Here is a 24559-nt window from a genome sequence, read left to right on the forward strand (position 1 = left end):
CCCCGCCAACCCTGCAATTCTCCGCGCGGTCATCTGCGAATCGCAGATGACCGCGCGGAGAATTGACGATTTGGGGGCGCTACTACGGCGTCAACCCCTCCGCGGTGAGTTCCGCCCACAGATCCTCCGGGATCGCGAGGTTCATCCACTCCGCGTTCTGGCGGATCTGCTCGGGGCGGCTGGATCCGGCGACGACCGACCGCACGGGCGCGAAGCGCAGCGTGTACTGCAGTGCCGCGGCGGGCAGGGGTACGCCGTGTGCGCGGCAGACGTCGGCGATGCGCACAGCCTTGGCGAGGATCCCCGCGGGCGCCTCTCCGTACTCGTAGCGCGGGTTGTCGGCGGGGTTATCGCGGGCGAGAAGCCCCGAGTTGAACACCGACGCCGCGACGATGCCGGTCCCGGTCGCCTCGCACGCCGGGATCGTGTCGGTGAGCGCCGGCTGCTCCAGAAGCGTCAGCCGCCCCGCGACCATCAGCACGTCGAGCTCGCCCGACGCGGCCGCGCGCGCGAGCGTCGCCGCCGACATGGATCCGACGCCCGAGGCGCGCACGAGGCCCTCGGCCTTCAGGGCGTTGATGCCGTCGGATCCGGAGGCCAGCTCGCGATCCGGATCCTCGGTGCGGTCGGGGTCGTGCAGGTAGAGCAGGTCGATGCGGTCGATCCCCATGCGCTCGAGCGACTGCTCGAGCGAGCGGCGGATCCCGTCGGCCGAGGCATCCCACTGGCGCCGCACGGTCGCGGGCACGAAGAAGTCGTGCGCCGTGTCGAGCTCGCCCGCGTATTCCTCGTTCGGCACGAGCAGGCGCCCGGCCTTCGTCGAGACGACGTATTCGTCCCGCGGCTTCGTCGCGAGGAACGCGCCGAGGCGGCGCTCCGACGTGCCGATGCCGTAGTGCGGGGCGGTATCGAAGTACCGGATCCCGGCGTCCCACGCCGCCTCGAGAACCTCGTGCGCCTGGTCGTCGGTGATCTCGCGGTGCAGATTGCCGAGGTTCGCGGCGCCGTATCCGAGGGCGGGGAGCGAGAGCGCGTCAGTCATGGAAGGTGTACTCCTTGCGGCTGGAGGCGAGCATCTCCATGCCGTTTCCGGGGGTCGTGGGCGCATGGTAGACGCCGTCCGACACGCTCGTGGGGGTCACGAAGTGCTCGTGCAGGTGGTCGACGTATTCGATGACGCGGCCCTCCGCGGATCCGCTGACCGCGACGAAATCGAACATCGCCAGGTGCTGCACGGCCTCGCAGAGCCCGACGCCGCCCGCGTGCGGGCAGACGGGCACGCCGAACTTCGCGGCGAGCAGCAGGATCGCGATGTTCTCGTTGACGCCCGCGACCCGCGCGGCGTCGATCTGCAGCACGCTGAGGGATCCGGCCTGCAGCATCTGCTTGAACATCACGCGGCCGCCCGAGTGTTCGCCGGTCGCGACGGGGATCGGCGCGATGCCGCGGGCGATCGCCGCGTGGCCGAGCACGTCGTCAGGGCTCGTGGGCTCCTCGATCCAGGCGACGTCGAACTCGGCGAGGCGGCCCATCCAGGCGATCGCCTCGTCGACGTCCCAGCGCTGGTTGGCGTCGACGGCGATGCGGATCCCGGATCCGACAGCCTCGCGCGCGAGGCGCATGCGGCGCACGTCATCCTCGACGTTGCCGCCGACCTTGAGCTTGATCATGCCGAAGCCGTCGGCGACCGCCTCGCGGCAGAGCCGCACGAGCTTCTCGTCGGAGTAGCCGAGCCAGCCCGGCGTCGTCGTGTAGGCGGGGTAGCCGCCCGCGAGCAGGCGCGCCTCGCGCTCGCCGCGTCCGGGCTCGGCGGCCCGCAGGATCCGGAGCGCGTCCTCGCGCGTCAGCGCGTCGCTGAGGTAGCGGAAGTCGACGAGGTCGACGATCTCCTCCGGCGTCATGCGGGCGAGCAGCTGCCACAGCGGCAGGCCCGCGCGCTTGGCCTTCAGATCCCACATCGCGTTGACGACGGCTCCGATCGCCATGTGCATGACTCCCTTCTCGGGCCCGAGCCAGCGCAGCTGCGAATCCCACACCAGTTCGCGCCAGAAGCCGCCCATGTCGTCGAGGATCCCCTCAACGTCTCGCCCGACGAGGTGCGGTGTGAGCGCGCGGATCGCCGCGGCCTGCACGTCGTTGCCGCGCCCGATCGTGAAGACGAAGCCATGCCCCTCGAGGCCGTCGCCGGCGTCGGTTTCGACGCGCAGATACGCGGCGGAATAGTCGGGGTCGGGGTTCATCGCGTCCGAGCCGTCGAGGTGCTCGGACGTCGGGAAGCGGATGTCGATGGTGTCGGCGTTGACAATGGTGCTCACGTGGCGCTCCTGGGGTCGATACCCCCAGGGTAGACATCCGATGTATGGCGCGTCAATCGACAGAATCCCTCAAACATCGCGGGATAAACACCACGATGGATCGGATGTTCGGCCGCGCCGCGACATCGTTTCGCGCGCGCGGGGCGCGGCCCGGGTAGCCTTGCGGGTGATGAGGATTACACGCCGCACGCTGTTCGCGGGTGCCGGGGCCGGCGCCCTCGCCATCCTGCTTGCGTCGTGCACGCCCGACAAGCACGAGCCGGTTCCCGTCCAGCCGACGAAGACCCCCGAGCCGACGGTCGATCCCACCCCGGTCGGCGAGATTCCCGAGGCCGCGGCGATGTTCCGCACCGAGTGGGCGGCGGATCCGTACGCCTTCGGCGCCCGCAGCGTTACGCCCGTCGGCGTCACGAGCACCGCGCGCACGGCGCTCGCGATGCCCCTCATCGACCGCGTGTTCTTCGCCGGCGAGGCGACGAGCACCGACAAGCCCGGCACCGTCGCCGGCGCCGCCGACGAGGGCCGCCGCGTCGGCGCGCAGGTCGCCGAGATCGCGTTCGAGGGCGACCGCATCGCGGTCGTCGGCGCGGGCATCGCCGGATCCGCCGCCGCGGGCGCGCTCGCGGAGGCCGGTTACGCCGTGACGGTGATCGAGGCGCGCGACCGCACGGGCGGCCGCCTCGCGACCGAGGTCGACGGCGACTGGCCCGTGCCGCCGCAGCGTGGCGCGTGGCTGTTCGCGCCCGACGACCAGGCCGCCGCGAAGCTCGCGCTCGTGGGCGTCGGATCCGTCGACGTCGCCACCCGCGTGGGCATCACCGCCGCAGGCGAGGGCGAGGCCCCGAGCACGGATCCGATCGCCGACGCGATCGCGAAGGCGCGCGATGCCGACGCCGACGTGACGCTCGCCGAGGCCCTGGGCGACGACGTGTCGGACGAGCTGAGCGCGGCCCTCGCGGGGGTCGTCGCCTTTACCGGCATCGACCCCGAGACGGCGTCTGCATGGTACGCGCAGACGGCCCCGGGCGACCAGCTGACGGCGCTCGTGAGCGACGTCGCCCCGATCATCGACGACGCCCTTGGCGAGGTCGACGTCACGCTCTCGACGGTCGTGTCGAACGTCAGCTACGACGACGAGGGCGTGAGCGTGCGATTCGCCTCGGGCGAGTCGATCACGGTCGACCGCGTCATCCTCACGGTGCCGCTCGGCGTGCTGCAGTCCGAGGCGATCGAGTTCGACCCGCCGCTGCCGTTCGAGCTCCGCGGATCCATCTCGTCGCTCGAGATGGGGCAGATGGAGTCGGTGTGGCTGCGCTACGAGACCCCGTTCTGGGACACGACGGCGGGCATCTGGCAGGTGACGGGCGCGATCGGCGACGAGACCGAGACGCCCGAGCCCGTGGATCCGGAATCGGGCGACGAGGCCCCGGCCGGGCCGCCCGTGATCCGCACGTGGATCAACCTGCTGCCGGTGACCGGCCAGCCGATCCTCGTCGGCCTCGTCGGCGGATCCGATGCCCGCGCGCTCGCGGACCTCGCGGACGACGAGGTGCACGAGATCGCGCGCACCTCGCTCGCGATCTTCGCCGAGCCGGTGCCGGAAGAAAGCTGACCCGAGCTACATATCCAGCTTGCGCTGGTTGTGATGGATCGGCTCGCGCGGCCTCACCGTGTGGAAGCGGCTGAGCCCGATGAGCCCGGACGCGACGCCCGCGAAGACCGCGAGCGCGAAGAGGCACGTGAGGGCGAACTCGGCGAAGCCCGAGACCTGGCGCAGGTCGAGGAAGTAGTACGGGTACCAGCCGATGCGCGAGCCGCGCCACAGCGTGAAGATTCCCCACACGATGGGGTAGGCGACGACGAGGATCACGAGGCGCCAGCGCGCCGGGTGTCGGCCGGGCCCGATGATCCAGCCGACGATGGCGAGCACGGGAAGAATAAAGTGCAGGACGACGTCAGACCACGGCACCGTCATGGGCACGCCGCGCAGCCCCGCCTGCCAGACGAGGATCGCGAAGACGAGCCCGGCCGTGATCGTCCAGCTGAGCACGGCGGTGCGGATGTCGGTCAGCCACCCCGGATCCTCCTCGCGCCGGAGCGCGACCACGCCGCCGACGATCGCGAGCGCGAGGAACGCGATGTTCGACTGAATCGTCAGGTATGCGAAGAAGTTCTGCCCCGCGATGGTCTGCGAGCTGAGGCCCCACAGCTGCCGGTGCACGAGCGATACCGCGCAGGCGGCCGCCATCACGAGCCTCGTGATGCCGAACCACGTACGCGCCGTCACACGACCCCTGGGCGCGCCTAGTTGAAGACGATCGTGTGGTTGCCGTGGCGGATCACGCGGTCTTCCGCGTGCCAGGTCACGGCGCGGCTGAGCACGGCGCGCTCGACGTCGGCGCCGCGGCGCTGGAGCGTCGTGGCGGTGTCGGCATGGGTGACGCGCACGACGTCCTGCTCGATGATCGGGCCCTCGTCGAGGTCTTCCGTCACGTAGTGCGCGGTCGCGCCGATGAGCTTCACGCCGCGCTCCTTCGCCTTGCGGTACGGGGCGGCGCCGATGAAGGCGGGCAGGAACGAGTGGTGGATGTTGATCACGGGCACGCCGAGCTTCTCGAGGAAGTCGCTCGAGATGACCTGCATGTAGCGGGCGAGCACGACGAAGTCGACGTTGCCCTTCAGCAGTGCGAGGATCTCGGCCTCGGATTTCGACTTGTCGGGGCCGACCTGCGAGGGTACGTGAATGAAGGGGATGCCGAACGAGCGCACGTCTTCCGCGACGTCGGTGTGGTTCGAGATCGTCATCGGGATCGAGACAGGCAGTTCGCCGCGGCGGTGGCGCCACAGCAGGTCGAGCAGGCAGTGGTCGCTCTTCGACGCGAGCACGGCCATGCGCAGGGGCTGCGACATGTCGCGCAGGCGCCACGACAGGCCCATGGGCTCGAGCGTGCGAGCGAGGTCGTCCTCGATGTCGGGCAGGGCGCCGGCGAGGTTATCGCGGTGCATCACGATGCGCTGGAAGAAGTCGCCGCCCGACTCGTTCGACGAGTACTGGTCGAGCGAGATGATGTTTCCGCCGTTACGGGCGACGAGCGCGGCGACCTGGCCGACGATTCCCGGCTGGTCGGGTCCATGCACGATGACGCTGGCGTGGTCGACAAGGTGGGGGATCGTGGAAGCGGTCATGGGGGTCCTCTCGTGGGCGCTCCCGACTCAGTCTATTCGGCGCGGAGGGCTCCCTCGCGAGGCGCGCAAGCGCCCGCGGGGTCTACGCTGGGGTTCATGCGTGAGATCCGCGACCTAGACAGCGTTGAACTGATCCTCGAGGCACAGGGGGTGCTCGACGCGATCCGCGGATCCCAGCGGGTCGTCGATGCCGGAACCCTGCGCGCGCTGCAGCAATCGGGCAACTACGCCGTCGGCTTCTTCGACGACGGCCGCATGGTCGGCGCCTCGGTCGCGTTCTTTGGCGAGCCGGCGAAGCGGTCGATGCACTCGCACATCACGGCGCTGCTGCCCGAGTTCCGCGGGCGCGGCTGGGGCCGCGAGCTGAAGGAACACCAGCGCCAGTGGGCGCTGTCGCGCGGCGTGGGCAACGTCACGTGGACCTTCGACCCGCTCGTGGCGCGCAACGCTCACTTCTTCCTCACGGTTCTGGGCGCGCGCGTCACGAACTACGCCGTCAACCAGTACGGCATCTTCGGCGGCGGCGACGCGGGCGACGAGTCCGACCGCCTCGACGTGAAGTGGGCGCTCGCCGACCTCGCGCCGCAGCCGGCCGACGACGACGTCGTCGAGACCCTGCGGATCCCCACCGACGTCGAGCAGATGCGCATCGACGACCCGCGCGAGGCGCACGCGTGGCGCATGAACCTGCGCCGCGAGATCGCCGTTCTGATGAACCGCGGCCTCACGATCTCCGGCTTTGACGCCGAGCGCGGCTACCTCTTTACCGCCGTTTAACCCTCGCGCGGCGGAATCGAGGCGTGAGCCTCGGGATTCTGCTTCGGGATGAAGAACGTCAGGATCGTGGCGGCGACGGCCGCGACGATCGCGATCCAGAAACACACCTGGAAGGCGTCGTTCGTCGGCAGCGGGTGCCCGTCGACCTCGGTCGTCATCGCCGCGAGCACGCCGCCCATGACGGCCGAGGCGCTCGACGTGCCGACGGAGCGGAAGAGCGCGTTGAGGCCGTTCGAGACGCCCGTCTCGTTCGCCGGCACGGCGCGCATGATGATCATCGGCATCGCCGCGAACGAGAACGCGATGCCCACGCCGATGATGCAGTTGACGACGACGATGTGCCAGACCTCGGTCTGGAAGATCAGCACGAACACATAGGCGACGACGATCGCCGCCGTGCCGATCGTGAAGAGCGGGCGAGGGCCGAAGATCTTCTCGAGCTGGCCCGACAGCGGCGACAGCACCATCATGATGAGTCCGGACGGCATGATCACGAGGGCCGCTTGCATCATCGTGAGGCCGAAGCCGTGGCCCGTCTCGGCCGGCAGCTCGAGCATCTGGGGGAACGAGACGTTCGAGCCGAAGAGCGCGAAGCCCATGCCGATTGCGGCGAGGTTCGTGAGCAGCACCGCGGGGCGCGCGGCGACCCGCAGGTCGACGAGCGGATCCGTCGTCTTCAGCTGGTACCAGCCCCAGAGCGCGAGGGCGACAACGCCGCCGGCGACAGATCCGATCGCGGCGGGGGACCCCCAGCCCCAATCGGCGCCGCGCGACACGAAGAGCAGCAGGCCCGTGAGGCCGGCCGCGAGCCCGATGACGCCCATGATGTCGAGCCGCCCGGACGAGAGCAGGGTATCGCCCGGCACCAGCAGGGCGACGGCGATGAAGCCGAGCACGCCGAGGGCGAGCGCGAGCCAGAACAACATGTGCCAGTCGAAGTTTTCGGCGACGTATGCCGCTACGGGCATACCGATCGCGCCGCCGACGCCCATGGTCGCGCTCATGAACGCGACGGCCGTTCCGAGGCGCGCGGGGTTAAGCACGTCGCGCATGATGGCGATGCCGAGCGGGATGACGCCCGTCGTGAGACCCTGCAGGCCACGGCCGATGATGAGGCCGACGATCGAGTGCGACAGCGCGGCGACGAGCGAGCCGACCATGAGCGCGACGAGCAGGGCGAGGATGATGCGCCGCTTGCCGTACATATCCCCGAGGCGGCCCGAGATGGGCGTCGCGACGGCCGCGACAAGCAGCGTGATGGTGACGACCCAGGTCGTCTCCTCGCGCGGGGCGTCGAGCAGCGCGGGCAACTCTGCCTGTAGCGGAACGACGAGCGTGAACATAAAGGCCGAGCTGAGGCCGGCGAAGGCCAGGGCGGCGACGATGGCCCATCCTGGTGTGCGACGGGTCAGTCTGTCGCGGGACTCCGGGGATTTACTCATGTCCGAGCAGGATATCCGACGGGTGTAGCGGTTGCGTTTCGTGGCTGTGTGACGCCGCGTGACAGAACATGACAGTTCGTGACGGTCTAAGTCGTCACAATCGGTGCGCGCGATGACAATAAACGACATCCGTGGAAGGATTCGCCATGCCTCACAGCACCCAGACCGACGTCATCCCCGACGACTACGCGTCGCTCAGCGCCCTGTTCCAGCCGATCTTCGATGAGCTGGCCGAGGGATCCTCGCTGCGCGAGCAGGAGCGGGTCATGCCGTTCGCCGAGATCCGCCGCCTCAACGAGGTCGGCTTCGGCACGCTGCGCGTCCCGCGCGAGCACGGCGGCCCCGGCGTCAGCATCGAGACGACGATGCGGTTGCTGATCGACCTCGCGCAGGCGGATCCGAGCATCGCCCACCAGTACCGCTCACACCTCGGCTTCCTCGACTCGTTGCGCTTCCAGCCGCGCGAGATCCAGGACGTCTGGTACCCGCGCGTCCTCGCCGGCGCGACCGTCGGCAACGCCTCCACCGAGAAGGGTGGCAACGCCCTCGGCCGCCTCAACACCGTGCTCACCCGCACGGCCGACGGTGCCGTGCTCAACGGCCGCAAGTTCTACTCGACGGGCACGATCTTCGCCGACTACACGCGCGTTTCGGCCGGCCTCGAGGGCGAGGACGGCCGCTGCTTCGCCGTCGTCGCGACGGACGCTGCCGGCGTCACGATCGAGGACGATTGGGACGGGTTCGGACAGAAGCTCACCGGCACCGGCACGACGATCTTCGACGACGTCGCCGTCGAGCCGGCGGGTCTCATCGACCGCATTGCCGGATCCAGCGACGCGGTTCACGAGGCCGCCTACTTCCAGCTCATCCTCCTCGCGGTGCTCGCGGGCATCGCGCACGCGGCCCGCCGCGACGCGGCCGCGCTCGTCGCGGGCCGCGCGCGCACCTTCAACACCGGATCCGGCCTGCCCTTCCGCGAGGATCCGCTGATTCAGGAGGCGATCGGCCGCATCGCCGCGAAGGCGTTCAGCGCCGAGGCGGTCGTGCTACACGCCGCGCGCGTGCTCGACGAGGGCGTCGCATCGGCCGGGGGCAACGGCCCCGCGACCGACGAGATCGTGCAGTCGGAGGTCGCGGTCGAGCACGCCCAGATCAGCGTTCCCGAGCTCGCGCTCGGCGCGGCGCAGGACCTGTTCTTGACGGTCGGCGCCTCGGCCACGAGCACCTCGAAGAACCTCGACCGGCACTGGCGCAACGCGCAGACGGTCGCGACGCACAACCCGATCTCGTTCCGCGCGCGGGCGATCGGTGACTACTGGATCAACGGCACGCTGCCCGAGGGCCTCAACGCCATCGGCGACGCCACGAAGGGATCGAAGGCATGACCGCCGCCGCCACCGCGCCCACCTCGACGGCGCGCGAGAAGCGGCGGGTCCTCCTCGCCGCGCTGTCGGGCACCACGATCGAGTGGTACGACTTCTACCTCTACGGCACCGCCGCCGCGCTCATCTTCAACGAGCAGTACTTCCCGACCGATAGCGCGTTCGCGAGCACCATGGCGTCGTTCGCGTCGCTCGCGGTGGGCTTCCTCGCCCGCCCGCTCGGCGGCATCGTCGCGGGTCACCTCGGCGACCGCATCGGCCGCAAGTCGCTGCTCGTCGCGTCGCTGCTGCTGATGGGCATCGGATCCACCCTCATCGGCCTCGTGCCGAACTTCAACGCGATCGGCTGGTGGGCCGCCATCGCACTCGTCGCGCTGCGACTCGTGCAGGGCCTCGCCGCCGGCGCCGAGTGGGGCGGATCCGCCCTGCTATCGGTCGAGCACGCGCCGTCGAGCCGACGCGGTTTCTTCGGATCCTTCACGCAGATCGGATCGGCCGCGGGCATGCTGCTCGCGACCGGCATGTTCGTGATCGTGCAGGCGTTCACGACGGACGAGCAGTTCGAGGCGTTCGGTTGGCGCATCCCCTTCCTCCTGTCGGCGTTCCTCGTCGTCCTCGGTCTGTGGATCCGCCTCGGCGTCCGCGACGCGCCGGAGTTCCAGCAGCTGAAGGACTCGGGCGCGACCGACCGCGTTCCGGTCGTCACCGTGTTCCGTTCGCACTGGCGCCCGCTGCTCGTCACGATCGCCCAGCGCATCGCGCAGAACAGCGTCTACTTCCTCATCACGGTCTATGTGCTGAGTTATCTCGCCGATACGCACGGAGACAAGGAGGCCGGCGTCAACGCGGTGATGATCGGATCCGCCGTCGGCCTTCTCACGACGCCGTTCTGGGGCTGGCTGTCGGATCGCGTCGGCCGCAAGCCCGTCACGATCTTCGGCTTCATCGGCATCGCGGCGTTCGGCTGGATCTTCTTCGGTTACCTGTCGACGGGCGCGCTCGCGCTCCTGCCCGTGCTGATGATCCTCGGCATGAACGTCGCGCACGACGCGGTCTACGGACCGCAGGCGGCGTGGTTCGCCGAGCAGTTCCCCGTCGAGGTGCGGTACTCGGGCGTGAACCTGGGCTACCAGCTCGGATCCGTGATCGGCGGCGGCATCATGCCGATGATTGCCGCGCTGCTGTTCGAGCTCGGCGGCAACACCCCGTGGCTCATCTGCGGCTACCTCACCTTCATCGCGGCGATCTCGCTGACGGCGACGATCGTGGCCAAGGATCCGCGCGGCGCCGAAATCCGCGCCGAGCGCGCCGCCTAAGACCTCCGGAGAACCGATGCCCCGCCCCATCCTGCTCAACGCGTTCGACATGCTGGTGCCCGTGCACCAGTCGCCCGGTCTCTGGCGCCACCCCGACTCGGGCGTGGCCGACTTCCAGCGCCTCGACTACTGGACCTCGCTCGCCCAGACGCTCGAGGAGGGCGGGTTCGCCTCGCTCTTCCTCGCCGACATCGTCGGCGCGTACGACGTGTACGGCGGCGACATCGCGCAGACCGCGCGCGGCGGCGTGCAGTACCCGCTCCTGGATCCGATCGTCGCCGTGCCGGCGATGGCCGCGGTCACCGAGCGGCTCGGCTTCGGCGTCACGGCGTCGGTGTCGTACGAGCGGCCCTACCTGCTCGCGCGCACGCTGACGACGCTCGACCACTTCACGAACGGTCGCGTCGCGTGGAACATCGTCACGAGCTACCAGGATTCGGCCGCGCGCAACATCGTCGGCACCGAGGCGCAGATCCCGCACGACGAGCGCTACGACCGCGCCGACGAGTACATGGAGGTCATGTACAAGCTGTGGGAGGGGTCGTTCGCCGAGGGCGCGGTCGTCGCAGACCGCGACGCGAACGTGTTCGTGGATCCGAACAAGGTGCGCCCGATCGCGCACGATGGCACCTACTTCCGGGTGCCGGGCGAGGCGCTCGCCGCCCCCGGCCCGCAGCGCACCCCGTTCCTGTTCCAGGCGGGCGCGTCGAAGCGCGGCCAGCAGTTCGCGGTCGACCACGCCGAGGCGATCTTCTTCTCGGGCGGCACGACGCAGCTCGTGAAGAAGTGGGTCGACGGCGTGCGCGATGGCCTCGAGGCCGCCGGCCGCCCGCGCGACGCGATCAAGATCTTCACGCTCGCGACGATCGTCGTCGACGAGACCGATGAGGCCGCGCAGGCGCGCCTCGACGAGTACACCTCCTATGTCGACACCGAGTCGGCCCTCGCGCTCTTCAGCGGGTGGACGGGCGTCGACTTCGCCGGGGCCCGCCCCGAGCAGGAGCTCGAGCACATCGTCACCGACGCCAACCAGTCGGCGCTCGCGTCGTTCACGACCCTCGCCGACGGCAAGAAATGGACGGTGCGTGACCTCGCTGAGTTCGTCGCGATCGGCGGACGCGGCCCCGTCATCGTCGGATCCCCCGCGACCGTCGTCGACGAGCTCGAGCGCTGGATGGACGAGTCGGGCGTCGACGGCTTCAACATTTCGGCCGCCGTGCGCCCCGCCGACCTCGAGCGCTTTACGCGCTTCGTCTCGCCCGAGCTGCGCCGCCGTGGCCTGCTCGCGGAGGACGACGCGGCGCTCACGCTCCGCGAGCGCATCGGCGGCAAGGGCGCGCACCTTGCCGACGACCACGCGGGCGCCGCGTACCGCTTCGAGGGCTAGCCGCCGACGGGGCGAAACGCGTTGCGGTACGCCCGCGGAGTGGTGCTGAGGGCATTCCGGAAGTGCTTTCGGAGCGACGTGCCGGTTGAAAAGCCGACGTTCGCGGCGACCTGATCGACCGATTGATCGCTCGTCTCCAGCAGCCGCTGGGCCTCCAGGATCCGCTGCTGCAAGACCCACTGCCCGGGGCTCACCCCGGCCTCGGCCGTGAAGTGGCGCGTGAACGATCGCACGCTCTGCCCGGCGACGGCGGCGAGCTCCTTGACGCCGAACGGTTCTCCAATGTTGCTCAGCGCCCACGCGCGTGCGTCGCTGAGCCCCGTTCCCTCGAGCTTCGGCAACGGTCGCTCGATGTACTGCGCCTGGCCGCCCTCGCGGAAGGGCGGCACGACGCACTGTCGCGCGACCCGGCTCGCGACGTCCGAGCCGTGCTCCTGCCGGATCACGTGGAGGCACGCGTCGATTCCGGAGGCGGCGCCGGCCGAGGTGAGGATCCGGCCGTCCTCGACGAAGAGCACGTCTGCGTCGAGCCCGACCTCCGGGTAGCGCGCAGAGAAGTAGGACGCGAGCTCCCAGTGCGTGGTCGCCCGACGCCCGTCGAGCAGGCCCGCCGCCGCAAGAATGAAGGCGCCCGTACAGATGGACACAATTCTTGCGGTGTCGGGGATCCGGGCGAGCGCGGCGCGTGTCGCCTCGGGAAGCTCGGCGGGGAGCCGTCGTGGCGCGATCGAGGCGATCACGACGATGTCGGCGGTGTCGAGGAGCTCCGGCCCATGGGTGACAGCGATGTCGAAGTCGGACTGCGTCGCAACGGGGTTGCCATCGACGCTGCATGTCGCGACCGTGTATCGGCCCTCGGCGGCCCCGAACAGGCGGCTCGGGATCCCCAGCTCGAACGGATACACACCGTCGAGAGCGAGCACAGCAACGCGAGTAACGGGCATGGCCTGATCTTATCGTTATTTGCTATTTAGGCCATGGTGAGAGTGGGCCTACTCGCGCATTGTGGAGGCATGAGCACAGACACCATGATCGCGATCACCCAGTCTCGCCTCGGCGGGCCCGAGGTTCTCGAGGCCGTCGAGCGGGAGATTCCACGGCCTCGGACGAACGAGGTTCTCGTCCGGGTTCACGCCGCGAGCGTGAACCCCACCGATTGGAAGCACCGCGCGACGGGCGGCTTCATTGGCGAGCCTCCCTTTACGCTCGGCTGGGATCTGTCGGGCGTGATCATCGAGACGGGCGTCGGTGTTGCGCGCTTCGAGGTGGGAGATGAGGTGTTTGGCATGGTGTCGTACCCCTTCGGCCACGGCACGCACGCCGAGTACGTCGCCGTTCCGGCTCGGGTGCTCGTGAAGAAGCCCGATGAGATCAGCCACGTCGAGGCGGCCGCGCTGCCGCTCGTCTCGCTCACGGCGTGGCAGGCGCTCACGAAGTACGCGGGCCTTACCGCGGGCCAGCGCGTTCTCATCCATGCGGGCGCGGGCGGCGTCGGTCACGTCGCCGTGCAGATCGCGAAGTGGGCGGGCGCCCATGTGATCGCAACCGCGAGCGCGAAGAACCACGCCTTCCTTACCGAGATCGGCGCGGACGAGTGCATCGATTACCACGCGCAGCCGTTCGAAGACGTGGCGCGCGACATCGACGTGGTGCTCGACACCGTGGGACACGACTACTCGAATCGGTCACTCCGCGTGCTGCGCGAGGGCGGCGTCGTCGTCTCGACGCTGCCGATCGGATCCAAGTCGTTTGCGGCCGATGCCGAGCGGCTCGGACGAAAGGCGACCCGCATGCTCGTCGACTCGTCGGAGAGCGACATGCTCATGATCGCCGAGCTCGTGCGGCAGGGAGCACTGAGGGCGCACATCGCGGGCACCTTCCCACTCGTCGAGGCTACGCGGGCACACGAACTCGGCGAGACGAACCGCACCGTCGGCAAGCTCGTGCTTGTGGCCGAGTAACGCGCGCGGTCGGTACCCTCGGTGACATGGAATCGTTTCTCACCTTCCCCGCTCGCCGCGACGTCGCAGGCCTGAAGGCCGCGCTCGGCGCTCTCGAGGATGGCGACCACGTCACCGTCGTGCTGGCCACGGCGCGGTACGGGGCCATCGAGGTGAGCGGTCGGGTGTTCAGCTCGCCGACGGGCGATCTGTGGCTCGGCGGCCGGCTGATCGCCGGCCCGCAGACGAAGGCGAAGGACGGATCCGCGTCCCGCGCCCCGATCTCCGAGCTCCGCACCCTCGTGGCGGATCCGGCGCAGCTGCACGGCGAGATCGCGGATCCGCTGGCCTTCGCACACGGCGACCTCGTCTCGGTCGACATCGAGCAGGTGCCCTACGGCCTCTTCACCGTCTCGGGCGTCGCGACCGAGGGCCAGGACGGAAATGTGCGCGTGGGAGAGTGGGCGGTCGCCGGATCCGGTGCCCTCGCGAAGCGCCTCCGCGGCGCCCGGCTCGTGGGTCGCGAGCACACGGAGCCGATCCCCGCGCGACGCGAGCCCCTCGGCGCCGACGAATAGGCCGTCGCATGGGAGCTGACGACGTGACCCCCGTGTTCTTCCGCGACGCGGGCGAGTTCCGGGCCTGGCTCGAAGAACACCACGCGTCGGAGACGGAGCTGTGGATCGAGCTCAGGGGTCGGGATGCGCCCGAGCGCGGCCTCACCTGGGCCGAGGCAGTGCCCGAGGCGCTGTGCTTCGGGTGGATCGACTCGGTCTCGTACCCCTACGGCAACGGATCGCGCCGCCAGCGGTGGACTCCGCGCAAGGCTCGGAGCACCTGGTCGAAGATCAACATCGCGCACGTCGAGCGGCTTCTGGCAGAAGGCCGTATGCACCCCGCCGGCCTCGCCGCCTACGAGCGCCGCACCGACGACAATTCGGGCATCTATAGCTTCGAGCGAGACGACGCCGCGTTCGCCGCAGACCTGCAGGCGATTATCGACGCGTCGCCCGCGGCGGTCGCGTTTCTCGGCGCCGCGACGCCGGGGTATCGCAAGACGGTGCGCCACTGGATCTCGTCGGCGAAGCAGCAGCCCACGCGCGAGCGCCGCGCCCGGCAGCTCGTGGAGTGCTGCGAGGCGGGCGAGCTGATCCCCCTCGCGCGCCCCGGCAAGACCCCGGCCTGGCTCGAGCGCGCGGCCGCGGCCGCGCAGGAGAAGGCGACATGACGACGATCGACGACGACTGGATCCCGCACCGCCGCAGCTCGGATGGCGAGCTCGTCGGCTGGATCCGCCCGAGAGGCGACGCCTGGCAGGCGATGTCGCTTTTTGCGACGCCGCTCACGGATCCGGACGACTGGGATCTCGCGGAGGACGCGCTTGAGAACACCAGCCTGTCGTGGATGGCCGAGCCGTGGATCCTCGAGCGCGAGGGTCGCGGGATCCGCGTGCGGCTCGTCGAGTTTCGTCCCGACCTCGACGGGCATCCCGGTCGAATCGTCGTGAAGACCGACGACTTCGGCGCGATCGATGTGCCGTATGAGCTCTTCGACCTCCCGTGGCCGCCACCGCCCGAGCTGCGTCCGCTCACCGATGGCGATAGCGAGCTTCCCTGGCGGTGAATCCAGCGACGTCACGCAGGCGCCCCAGATAGGATGTGACGCGTAGCGGCGGCCGGTCTGGCCGTACGACATCCCCGACGACCATTGGAGCCACCGTGGCCGAGCAGTCTCGCCTCGACAAAGTTATCGCCCTTGCCCGTCACCGCGGGTTCGTGTTCCAAGCGGGTGAGATCTACGGCGGTTCTCGTTCGGCATGGGACTACGGCCCCCTCGGTACCGAGCTCAAGGAAAACATCCGCCGTCAGTGGTGGCAGACCTTCGTGCGCGGACGCGGCGACATGGTCGGCCTCGACAGCTCGGTGATCCTGCCGTCGAAGGTGTGGGAGGCGTCGGGTCACGTCGCGACCTTCACGGATCCGCTGGTCGAGTGCCTGCAGTGCCACAAGCGCCACCGTGAGGACCACCTGATTGAGGCGTTCGAGGCAAAGAAGGGCCGCGCGCCCGAGAACGGCCTCGCCGACATCGCCTGCCCCGACTGCGGTACCCGCGGCCAGTGGACCGAGCCCAAGTCGTTCTCGGGCCTCGTCAAGAGCTACCTCGGCGTCGTCGACGACGAGAGCGGCCTGCACTACCTCCGCCCCGAGACGGCGCAGGGCATCTTCACGAACTTCGCCAACGTCGTCACCGCGGCGCGCAAGAAGCCGCCGTTCGGTATCGGCCAGGTCGGTAAGGCGTTCCGCAACGAAATCACGCCCGGTAACTTCATCTTCCGCACGCGCGAGTTTGAGCAGATGGAGATCGAGTTCTTCGTGCCGCCGGCCGAGGCCGCCGAGTGGTTCGACCACTGGGTCGAGGCCTGCTGGAACTGGTTCATCGACCTCGGTGTCGACCCCGAGAACATGCGTCAGTTCGACGTGCCCGAGGACGAGCGCGCCCACTACTCGGACCGCACGATCGACTTCGAGTACAACTTCGGCTTCCAGGGCAAGGGCTGGGGCGAGCTGATGGGTGTGGCGAACCGCACCGACTTCGACCTGAAGAACCACATCGAGCACTCGGGCTCGAACCTCGCCTACTTCGACCAGGCGTCGGGCGAGAAGTACGTGCCCTACGTGATCGAGCCGTCGTTCGGCCTCACCCGCTCGATGATGGCGTTCCTCGTCGACGCGTACGAGGAGGAGGAAGTGCCGAACGCCAAGGGCGGCACCGACACCCGCACCGTGCTGAAGCTCGACCCGCGCCTCGCGCCCGTCAAGATCGCCGTGCTGCCGCTCAGCCGCAACGAGAAGCTCTCGCCCCTTGCCCGCAAGGTGGCAGAAGAGCTCCGCGGATCCTGGAACGTCGACTTCGACGACGCCGGCGCGATCGGCCGTCGCTACCGTCGCCAGGATGAGATCGGTACACCGTTCTGCGTCACGATCGACTTCGACTCGCTCGAGGACAACGCGGTGACGATCCGCGACCGCGACACCATGGGCCAGGAGCGCGTCTCGCTAGACAACCTGTACGGCTACCTTGCGGAGCGCCTCCGCGGCGCGTGATGTAGCAGCGACGAAGGGCCGGGGATCTCCCCGGCCCTTTCGCGTACCCGGGGTGGTCCCGACACGCCCGGCCCGGGGTCCGTTTGCTGGGCCCCCGGGATCCGCGTAATGTAATCCCTTGTCGCCGCCAAGCGGTGAGGTTGAGCCACTAGGCTCCCATCCCAAGACGGCGACAAAAGCTACAGATCAGGTCTTACGATCTGATGCCTAGCAGCCCGAAGGTGAAGGATTCTCGAATCCAACGCTCACAGGCTTCACTCAGCTTGAGTGATTAGGTTAGTAGCTTGTCGCCTGAAGTTGTTTTTAAGGCTGACAGCCCGCTCGGATCATCGAGTGCGGCGTGTCGGACTTGACAGAAATACGGACGGTGATAAACTAGTGAAGTTGCCCCGGAGGGCTCACCTTGATTGGTGAGGGCCGGGTGCGTCTGATCCTTGAGAACTCAACAGCGTGCACTTGTCAAATGCCAATATGTCCTCGGGCTAGGGGTAACCCTAGTTTTGAGAGATTCCTTTGGATCAATTTGATGTCAGTTGACATTACTTTTGGTCAGTTTCAAACTCGCAGCTCACACGTTTTCCCGTGTGGGTGTGCATTTTTTCTTTTTGGAGAGTTTGATCCTGGCTCAGGATGAACGCTGGCGGCGTGCTTAACACATGCAAGTCGAACGATGAAGCCTAGCTTGCTAGGTGGATTAGTGGCGAACGGGTGAGTAACACGTGAGCAACCTGCCCCGAACTTTGGGATAAGCGCTGGAAACGGCGTCTAATACCGAATACGCACCATGACGGCATCGTCAATGGTGGGAAAGATTTTTCGGTTCGGGAGGGGCTCGCGGCCTATCAGCTTGTTGGTGAGGTAATGGCTCACCAAGGCGTCGACGGGTAGCCGGCCTGAGAGGGTGACCGGCCACACTGGGACTGAGACACGGCCCAGACTCCTACGGGAGGCAGCAGTGGGGAATATTGCACAATGGGCGCAAGCCTGATGCAGCAACGCCGCGTGAGGGATGACGGCCTTCGGGTTGTAAACCTCTTTTAGTAGGGAAGAAGCGAAAGTGACGGTACCTGCAGAAAAAGCACCGGCTAACTACGTGCCAGCAGCCGCGGTAATACGTAGGGTGCAAGCGTTATCCGGAATTATTGGGCGTAAAGAGCTCGTAGGCGGTTTGTCGCGTCTGCTGTGAAAACTAGAGGCTCAACCTCTAGCTTGCAGTGGGTACGGGCAGACTAGAGTGCGGTAGGGGAGATTGGAATTCCTGGTGTAGCGGTGGAATGCGCAGATATCAGGAGGAACACCGATGGCGAAGGCAGATCTCTGGGCCGTAACTGACGCTGAGGAGCGAAAGAGTGGGGAGCAAACAGGCTTAGATACCCTGGTAGTCCACTCCGTAAACGTTGGGAACTAGTTGTGGGGGCCTTTCTACGGTCTCCGTGACGCAGCTAACGCATTAAGTTCCCCGCCTGGGGAGTACGGCCGCAAGGCTAAAACTCAAAGGAATTGACGGGGACCCGCACAAGCGGCGGAGCATGCGGATTAATTCGATGCAACGCGAAGAACCTTACCAAGGCTTGACATATACCGGAAACGGCTGGAAACAGTCGCCCCCTTGTGGTCGGTATACAGGTGGTGCATGGTTGTCGTCAGCTCGTGTCGTGAGATGTTGGGTTAAGTCCCGCAACGAGCGCAACCCTCGTTCTATGTTGCCAGCACGTTATGGTGGGAACTCATGGAATACTGCCGGGGTCAACTCGGAGGAAGGTGGGGATGACGTCAAATCATCATGCCCCTTATGTCTTGGGCTTCACGCATGCTACAATGGCCGGTACAATGGGCTGCGATACCGCGAGGTGGAGCGAATCCCAAAAAGCCGGTCCCAGTTCGGATTGTAGTCTGCAACTCGACTACATGAAGTCGGAGTCGCTAGTAATCGCAGATCAGCAACGCTGCGGTGAATACGTTCCCGGGTCTTGTACACACCGCCCGTCAAGTCATGAAAGTCGGTAACACCTGAAGCCGGTGGCCTAACCCCTTGTGGGAGGGAGCTGTCGAAGGTGGGATCGGTAATTAGGACTAAGTCGTAACAAGGTAGCCGTACCGGAAGGTGCGGCTGGATCACCTCCTTTCTAAGGAGCATCTAACATCTTCGGATGTTCAGAACCCAGTCAGTGACCGAATGTGTTGCTCTGGGGCTCATGGGTAGAACATTTGACAAGGCACCTCGAGACGAGGGTTTCTGTTAGTACGCCAAGCTTGCTTGGTTGGAACGGGGAAGCTTTCGGGTCGGGGTGCATGCACGTTGTTGGGTCCTGAAGGCTCAGCCGACGGACGAGGGCTCCTTAGAGTTCTGGTTCGGGTTGCAGCTTTCTCGCTCTCATGCCAAGACAGGTTTTCCTGTGGCGGGTGGGGTGCGATTGTACTTTGAGAACTACACAGTGGACGCGAGCATCTTAAAGAAGCGAACACAGATAGAATATTTCGATTCTGTGGCTCATGTGATTTCAAGTCTTTAAGAGCAAACGGTGGATGCCTTGGCATCTGGAGCCGAAGAAGGACGTAGCAATCTGCGATAATCCTGGGGGAGCCGATAAGCGGGCTGTGATCCCAGGGTCTCCGAATGGGGAAACCCCGCCAGACGCGCGAGTGTTCTGGTGACTCCCGCCTGAATATATAGGGCGGGTAGAGGGAACGTGGGGAAGTGAAACATCTCAGTACCCACAGGAAGAGAAAACAATAGTGATTCCGTGAGTAGTGGCGAGCGAAAGCGGATGAGGCTAAACCGTGCGTGTGTTCAAGCCGGCAGGCGTTGCACGTGCGGGGTTGTGGGACCTACTCAGAAGTTCTGCCGAACTTCTAGCCGTACAGAAGCGTATAGACGAACCCGTTTGAAAGCGGGACCAGAGAGAGTGCCAGTCTCGTAGTCGACATGCGTGTTCTGCGGTTGTGGGGATCCCAAGTAGCACGGGGCCCGTGAAATCCTGTGTGAATCTGTCAGGACCACCTGATAAGCCTAAATACTTCCAGATGACCGATAGCGGACTAGTACCGTGAGGGAAAGGTGAAAAGTACCCCGGGAGGGGAGTGAAATAGTACCTGAAACCGTTTGCTTACAAACCGTTGGAGCCTCCTAGAGGGGTGACAGCGTGCCTTTTGAAGAATGAGCCTGCGAGTTAGTGATACGTGGCGAGGTTAACCCGGGTGGGGTAGCCGTAGCGAAAGCGAGTCTGAATAGGGCGATTCAGTCGCGTGTCCTAGACCCGAAGCGAAGTGATCTATCCATGGCCAGGCTGAAGCGACGGTAAGACGTCGTGGAGGGCCGAACCCACTTAGGTTGAAAACTGAGGGGATGAGCTGTGGATAGGGGTGAAAGGCCAATCAAACTTCGTGATAGCTGGTTCTCTCCGAAATGCATTTAGGTGCAGCGTTGCGTGTTTCTTGCCGGAGGTAGAGCTACTGGATGGCCGATGGGCCTCAACAGGTTACTGACGTCAGCCAAACTCCGAATGCCGGTAAGTGAGAGCGCAGCAGTGAGACGGTGGGGGATAAGCTTCATCGTCGAGAGGGAAACAACCCAGACCACCATCTAAGGTCCCTAAGCGCGTGCTAAGTGGGAAAGGATGTGGAGTTGCTGTGACAACCAGGAGGTTGGCTTAGAAGCAGCCACCCTTGAAAGAGTGCGTAATAGCTCACTGGTCAAGTGATTCCGCGCCGACAATGTAGCGGGGCTCAAGCACGCCACCGAAGTTGTGGCATTGACACATGCGATTGCCTTCGGGCCAGTCGTGTTGATGGGTAGGAGAGCGTCGTGTGGTGGGTGAAGCGGCGGAGTGATCCAGCCGTGGACGCCACACGAGTGAGAATGCAGGCATGAGTAGCGAATGACACGTGAGAAACGTGTCCTCCGAATAACCAAGGGTTCCAGGGTTAAGCTAATCTTCCCTGGGTAAGTCGGGACCTAAGGCGAGGCCGACAGGCGTAGTCGATGGACAACGGGTTGATATTCCCGTACCGGCGAAGAACCGCCCAAGCTAATCCAGTGGTGCTAAGTGCCCAAAGCCATTCATTGATACCTTCGGGTGTCGCCGGGTGGTGGAGCGCATGACCCCATGCTGGTGCGGTTAGCGTATTAACAGGTGTGACGCAGGAAGGTAGCCCAGCTGGCAGATGGTGTCCAGTGTAAGCGTGTAGGCCGACTCTTAGGCAAATCCGGGAGTCATATAGGCTGAGACGTGATGCGTATCAAGTGGGTGATCCTATGCTGCCGAGAAAAGCATCGACGCGAGGTTCTAGCCGCCCGTACCCCAAACCGACTCAGGTGGTTAGGTAGAGAATACCAAGGAGATCGAGATAATCGTGGTTAAGGAACTCGGCAAAATGGCCCCGTAACTTCGGGAGAAGGGGCGCCCAGCACTTATAGGCACTTGCTGCTGAAAGGGTGTGTGGGCCGCAGAGACCAGTGGGGAACGACTGTTTACTAAAAACACAGGTCCGTGCGAAGTTGTAAGACGATGTATACGGACTGACGCCTGCCCGGTGCTGGAAGGTTAAGAGGACGGGTTAACACTTTGGTGTGAAGCTCAGAATTTAAGCCCCAGTAAACGGCGGTGGTAACTATAACCATCCTAAGGTAGCGAAATTCCTTGTCGGGTAAGTTCCGACCTGCACGAATGGCGTAACGATTCCCCAACTGTCTCAACCACGAACTCGGCGAAATTGCAGTACGAGTAAAGATGCTCGTTTCGCGCAGCAGGACGGAAAGACCCCGTGACCTTTACTATAGCTTGGTATTGGTGTTCTGTATGGCTTGTGTAGGATAGGTGGGAGACTGTGAAGCTATCACGCTAGTGGTGGTGGAGTCGTTGTTGAAATACCACTCTGGTCATTTGGGACATCTAACTTCGAACCGTGATCCGGTTCAGGGACAGTGCCTGGTGGGTAGTTTAACTGGGGCGGTTGCCTCCCAAAGAGTAACGGAGGCGCCCAAAGGTTCCCTCAATCTGGTTGGTAATCAGATGGCGAGTGTAAGTGCACAAGGGAGCTTGACTGTGAGACTGACAGGTCGAGCAGGGACGAAAGTCGGGACTAGTGATCCGGCAGTGGCTTGTGGAAGCGCTGTCGCTCAACGGATAAAAGGTACCTCGGGGATAACAGGCTGATCTTGCCCAAGAGTCCATATCGACGGCATGGTTTGGCACCTCGATGTCGGCTCGTCGCATCCTGGGGCTGGAGTTGGTCCCAAGGGTTGGGCTGTTCGCCCATTAAAGCGGTACGCGAGCTGGGTTTAGAACGTCGTGAGACAGTTCGGTCCCTATCCGCTGCGCGCGTAGGAAGTTTGAAAGGATCTGCCCCTAGTACGAGAGGACCGGGGTGGACGAACCTCTGGTGTGCCAGTTGTCCTGCCAAGGGCATGGCTGGTTGGCTACGTTCGGGATGGATAACCGCTGAAAGCATCTAAGCGGGAAGCCGGCCTTGAGATGAGACTTCCATGGACTTCGGTCCGAGAGGCTCCCAGCAGACTACTGGGTTGATAGGCCAGATGTGGAAGCACAGTAATGTGTGTAGCTGACTGGTACTAATAGGCCGATGACTTGATAAACACTTATCTTCTGTATGTTGTTTCGCGTCCACTTTGTGGTTCTCGGGGGATGATCTCATCTCTTCGAGAGCTTGATCCCGCTAGCGGGGTTGTTGATAGTTGAATATTCGCTATCTGAAACAGGTTTACCGTACGCACCGCGTGCTGGTTGCTGGTTGTTTCGGTGGTTTTAGCGAGAGGGAAACGCCCGGTCACATTCCGAACCCGGAAGCTAAGCCTCTCAGCGCCGATGGTACTGCAAGGGGGACCTTGTGGGAGAGTAGGACACCGCCGGACTTAACTGTTGGGTGACCTTTTCGTGGTTTTACGTGTCTTTTTGGGCCGCCCCGCGAGGGGCGGCCCTTTTTGCGCTTACGCGTCGAGCCAGGCGGCCGCTGCCTGCTGCCGGGTGGCGCGGGGCGAGGTCGGGTGGAACACCCCGGCGCGCACGTCGCGGGCGAGGCGGGAGAGCTCGCTGGCGTTGCGGAAGGATCCGCCGCCGGCCAGAGCGAGGGCGTCGTCGACGATGCGCTGCGCCGTCGCGGTCGCGCGATCCTTCATTCCCGACAGCAGCGGGAACCACGCGGCGCCGTGATCGACCTGCTCGTCGACGTCGCGCGTGAGGGCGCGCAGCTCGAGGACGATGCCGTCGTACGCCAGCGCCATGTCTCCAATGCGGTCGCGCACGACCGGATCCTCGCTGCGCGGGGTGCCCGATGCGCTGCTCACGCGCGCAGCCACGGCCGCCGCCGCGAGCTCGATCGCCCGTCGCGCGATGCCCGTATAGACGGAGGCGACGAGGAGCTCGAAGGCGGCGAAGATCGCGAACTGCAGGCCGTCGGGGATATCGACCATGTCGATGACCTTCACCACGCGGTCGGCGGGCGCCAGGGCGCCGTGGAGCTCTGTGGTGCGGCTCTGGGATCCGCGCATGCCGAGGGCGTCCCAGTCGTCGCGCGTGACGACGTTCTCGTCGCGGCCAACGAAGCCGAACACGATCTTCGGGTTCTCGGGGTCGCTATCGTCGCGGCCGTGAACGCCGAGCAGCGTCCACACGGGCGCGAGCGACGTGAAGATCTTGGTGCCGGTAAAGGCATAGCCGTCATCGGTGCGCTCGGCGGTCGTGCGGCTGTCGAACATCACCGCGTCGTTGCCGGCCTCGCTCACGCCGAAGGCGAAGACCTCGCCTCGCGCCGCGCCCTCGACGACGAGGCCGAGCGCGTCGTCGCCGCGCTCGTGGAGGATCCGGGCGACCGCCGTCCAGACCAGGTGCATGTTGATCGCGAGCGCCGTCGCCGGCGCCGCCGTCGCGAGCCGCTGCTGTGCCGCGCTCGCCTGTTCGAGGGTGGCACCGGATCCGCCACGATCGGTGGGGAGAAGGATCCGCAGGTAGCCGGCGTCCGCGAGCTCCGCGAGGTCCTTCTCGGGGAAGACGTTGTCGCGGTCGAACTCGGGGGCGCGCTCGCGGATCCGCTCGAGGAGGTCGCTCGGGAGGGCGAGCGAGGGGTCGAAGATTGCACTCATGTAGGCCAGCCTAGGAGCGTCACAACATCTAGGGGTCGGCCCCTCGGCGACACACCCTCTACGGTCTTTCTCAGGCCTTCGTTTGTCAGTGGTCATAGGTAGCGTTCGAGCTGTGGACAACTTCGCGGCGAAGTGCCGCGAAGCGCATGATCTCGGGGGTCCCGAGAGCGTTTCGAGAGGGGGGTGCCTGTGCACAACTCAGTGCATAACCTGTGGACATCGCGGTGGAAAACGACACGCGTGTAACTACTATGGGTTGTGGTCTAGCCCGCGATCGACCTCTATATGTAGTATTGAAGGCACGGCACGAGTTGCCGCGTAACCAGATCATTCGGAGGGGAACTCATGGCGATTACCGTCTACAGCAAGCCGTCCTGCGTGCAGTGCAACGCGACCTACCGCGCTCTCGACGCGAAGGGCATCGAGTACTCGGTGACCGACGTTTCGGAGGACGCTGACGCGCTCGAGCACGTCAAGTCGCTGGGCTACCTGCAGGCCCCCGTCGTCGTCACCGACGGCGACCACTGGTCGGGCTTCCGTCCCGACAAGATTGACGAACTCGCCGCACGCCTGGCGTAATCATGCCGCTGTTGCGGCGAGGGGATGGATGC

At 65.7% G+C, this 24559-nt stretch carries 18 protein-coding genes and 3 rRNA genes; 14 read left to right on the plus strand and 7 right to left on the minus strand.

The window, feature by feature from the left end; genetic code table 11:
- Positions 1-82: 82 nt before the first annotated feature.
- Together DTO57_RS08245 and DTO57_RS08250 are read right to left on the minus strand one after the other, a co-directional pair.
- A complete protein-coding gene (locus DTO57_RS08245) occupies positions 83-1042 on the minus strand; it encodes an aldo/keto reductase (protein ID WP_114117726.1) in 960 nt (319 codons plus the stop codon).
- Positions 1035-2315, minus strand: a complete 1281-nt coding sequence (locus DTO57_RS08250) for an enolase C-terminal domain-like protein (protein WP_187346610.1) — start codon at positions 2313-2315, stop codon at positions 1035-1037. Before DTO57_RS08250 ends, DTO57_RS08245 begins: the two co-directional genes overlap by 8 nt.
- 169 nt (positions 2316-2484) lie before the next feature.
- Here DTO57_RS08250 and DTO57_RS08255 point away from each other — a divergent pair, with 169 nt between their 5' ends.
- The gene (locus tag DTO57_RS08255; RefSeq protein WP_114117727.1) at positions 2485-3927 is read left to right on the plus strand and encodes a flavin monoamine oxidase family protein; all 1443 of its coding nucleotides are present in this window, start codon (positions 2485-2487) and stop codon (positions 3925-3927) included.
- A gap of 6 nt (positions 3928-3933) precedes the next feature.
- Here DTO57_RS08255 and DTO57_RS08260 read toward each other — a convergent pair whose 3' ends face one another.
- Both DTO57_RS08260 and purU read right to left on the minus strand, forming a co-directional pair.
- Positions 3934-4602, minus strand: a complete 669-nt coding sequence (locus tag DTO57_RS08260) for a Pr6Pr family membrane protein (protein ID WP_114117728.1) — start codon at positions 4600-4602, stop codon at positions 3934-3936.
- Between the two features lie 17 nt (positions 4603-4619).
- Positions 4620-5501, minus strand: a complete 882-nt coding sequence (purU, locus tag DTO57_RS08265) for a formyltetrahydrofolate deformylase (RefSeq protein ID WP_114117729.1) — start codon at positions 5499-5501, stop codon at positions 4620-4622.
- Positions 5502-5597: 96 nt separating this feature from the next.
- Here purU and DTO57_RS08270 point away from each other — a divergent pair, with 96 nt between their 5' ends.
- A complete protein-coding gene (locus DTO57_RS08270) occupies positions 5598-6278 on the plus strand; it encodes a GNAT family N-acetyltransferase (RefSeq protein WP_114117730.1) in 681 nt (226 codons plus the stop codon).
- On the opposite strand, the gene DTO57_RS08275 is transcribed toward DTO57_RS08270, so the two are convergent.
- On the minus strand, positions 6275-7720 hold the full coding sequence (locus DTO57_RS08275) for an MFS transporter (protein WP_114117731.1): 1446 nt from the start codon (positions 7718-7720) through the stop codon (positions 6275-6277). The two genes, DTO57_RS08270 and DTO57_RS08275, sit on opposite strands and share 4 nt — an antisense overlap.
- Positions 7721-7866: 146 nt before the next feature.
- Between DTO57_RS08275 and DTO57_RS08280 the strand changes: the two genes are divergently transcribed.
- From DTO57_RS08280 to DTO57_RS08290, 3 genes are read left to right on the plus strand one after another with little or no spacing between them, the layout of a single operon-like run.
- Complete coding sequence (locus DTO57_RS08280) at positions 7867-9105, plus strand: acyl-CoA dehydrogenase family protein (protein WP_114117732.1); 1239 nt, start codon at positions 7867-7869, stop codon at positions 9103-9105.
- Complete coding sequence (locus DTO57_RS08285; protein ID WP_114117733.1) at positions 9102-10418, plus strand: MFS transporter; 1317 nt, start codon at positions 9102-9104, stop codon at positions 10416-10418. Before DTO57_RS08280 ends, DTO57_RS08285 begins: the two co-directional genes overlap by 4 nt.
- A 16-nt stretch (positions 10419-10434) precedes the next feature.
- The gene (locus tag DTO57_RS08290; protein ID WP_114117734.1) at positions 10435-11805 is read left to right on the plus strand and encodes an LLM class flavin-dependent oxidoreductase; all 1371 of its coding nucleotides are present in this window, start codon (positions 10435-10437) and stop codon (positions 11803-11805) included.
- Here DTO57_RS08290 and DTO57_RS08295 read toward each other — a convergent pair.
- On the minus strand, positions 11802-12749 hold the full coding sequence (locus DTO57_RS08295) for a GlxA family transcriptional regulator (protein WP_114117735.1): 948 nt from the start codon (positions 12747-12749) through the stop codon (positions 11802-11804). The genes DTO57_RS08290 and DTO57_RS08295 overlap by 4 nt on opposite strands.
- A gap of 69 nt (positions 12750-12818) precedes the next feature.
- Here DTO57_RS08295 and DTO57_RS08300 point away from each other — a divergent pair, with 69 nt between their 5' ends.
- The 8 genes from DTO57_RS08300 (at position 12819) to rrf (ending at position 22721) form a co-directional block, all read left to right on the plus strand.
- Positions 12819-13766 (plus strand): NADP-dependent oxidoreductase, encoded by a 948-nt coding sequence (locus DTO57_RS08300; RefSeq protein WP_114117736.1) that lies wholly within the window; start codon positions 12819-12821, stop codon positions 13764-13766.
- 26 nt (positions 13767-13792) lie between these two features.
- Complete coding sequence (locus DTO57_RS08305; protein WP_114117737.1) at positions 13793-14323, plus strand: hypothetical protein; 531 nt, start codon at positions 13793-13795, stop codon at positions 14321-14323.
- Positions 14324-14331: 8 nt separating this feature from the next.
- On the plus strand, positions 14332-14973 hold the full coding sequence (locus tag DTO57_RS08310) for a YdeI/OmpD-associated family protein (RefSeq protein WP_114117738.1): 642 nt from the start codon (positions 14332-14334) through the stop codon (positions 14971-14973).
- Complete coding sequence (locus DTO57_RS08315; RefSeq protein ID WP_114117739.1) at positions 14970-15368, plus strand: hypothetical protein; 399 nt, start codon at positions 14970-14972, stop codon at positions 15366-15368. The genes DTO57_RS08310 and DTO57_RS08315 overlap by 4 nt, the downstream gene beginning before the upstream one ends.
- Before the next feature lie 95 nt (positions 15369-15463).
- Positions 15464-16849, plus strand: coding sequence for a glycine--tRNA ligase (locus DTO57_RS08320; RefSeq protein WP_114117740.1), 1386 nt, complete (start codon positions 15464-15466; stop codon positions 16847-16849).
- 602 nt (positions 16850-17451) lie between these two features.
- Positions 17452-18975: ribosomal RNA gene (locus tag DTO57_RS08325) — 16S ribosomal RNA — on the plus strand.
- Between the two features lie 373 nt (positions 18976-19348).
- A 23S ribosomal RNA gene (locus DTO57_RS08330) occupies positions 19349-22445 on the plus strand.
- 159 nt (positions 22446-22604) lie between these two features.
- Positions 22605-22721, plus strand: a 5S ribosomal RNA gene (rrf, locus tag DTO57_RS08335).
- Together the 16S, 23S and 5S rRNA genes form the textbook arrangement of a ribosomal RNA operon.
- 75 nt (positions 22722-22796) lie before the next feature.
- Here rrf and DTO57_RS08340 read toward each other — a convergent pair.
- Positions 22797-23948 carry an acyl-CoA dehydrogenase family protein gene (locus tag DTO57_RS08340; RefSeq protein ID WP_114117741.1) on the minus strand — a complete coding sequence of 384 codons (1152 nt, stop codon included), beginning with the start codon at positions 23946-23948 and terminating at the stop codon, positions 22797-22799.
- 345 nt (positions 23949-24293) lie between these two features.
- Between DTO57_RS08340 and nrdH the strand changes: the two genes are divergently transcribed.
- Complete coding sequence (gene nrdH / locus DTO57_RS08345) at positions 24294-24527, plus strand: glutaredoxin-like protein NrdH (protein ID WP_114117742.1); 234 nt, start codon at positions 24294-24296, stop codon at positions 24525-24527.
- The last annotated feature ends 32 nt before the right edge of the window (positions 24528-24559 follow it).

Source organism: Microbacterium sorbitolivorans (assembly GCF_003327285.1).
GTDB lineage: Bacteria > Actinomycetota > Actinomycetes > Actinomycetales > Microbacteriaceae > Microbacterium > Microbacterium sorbitolivorans.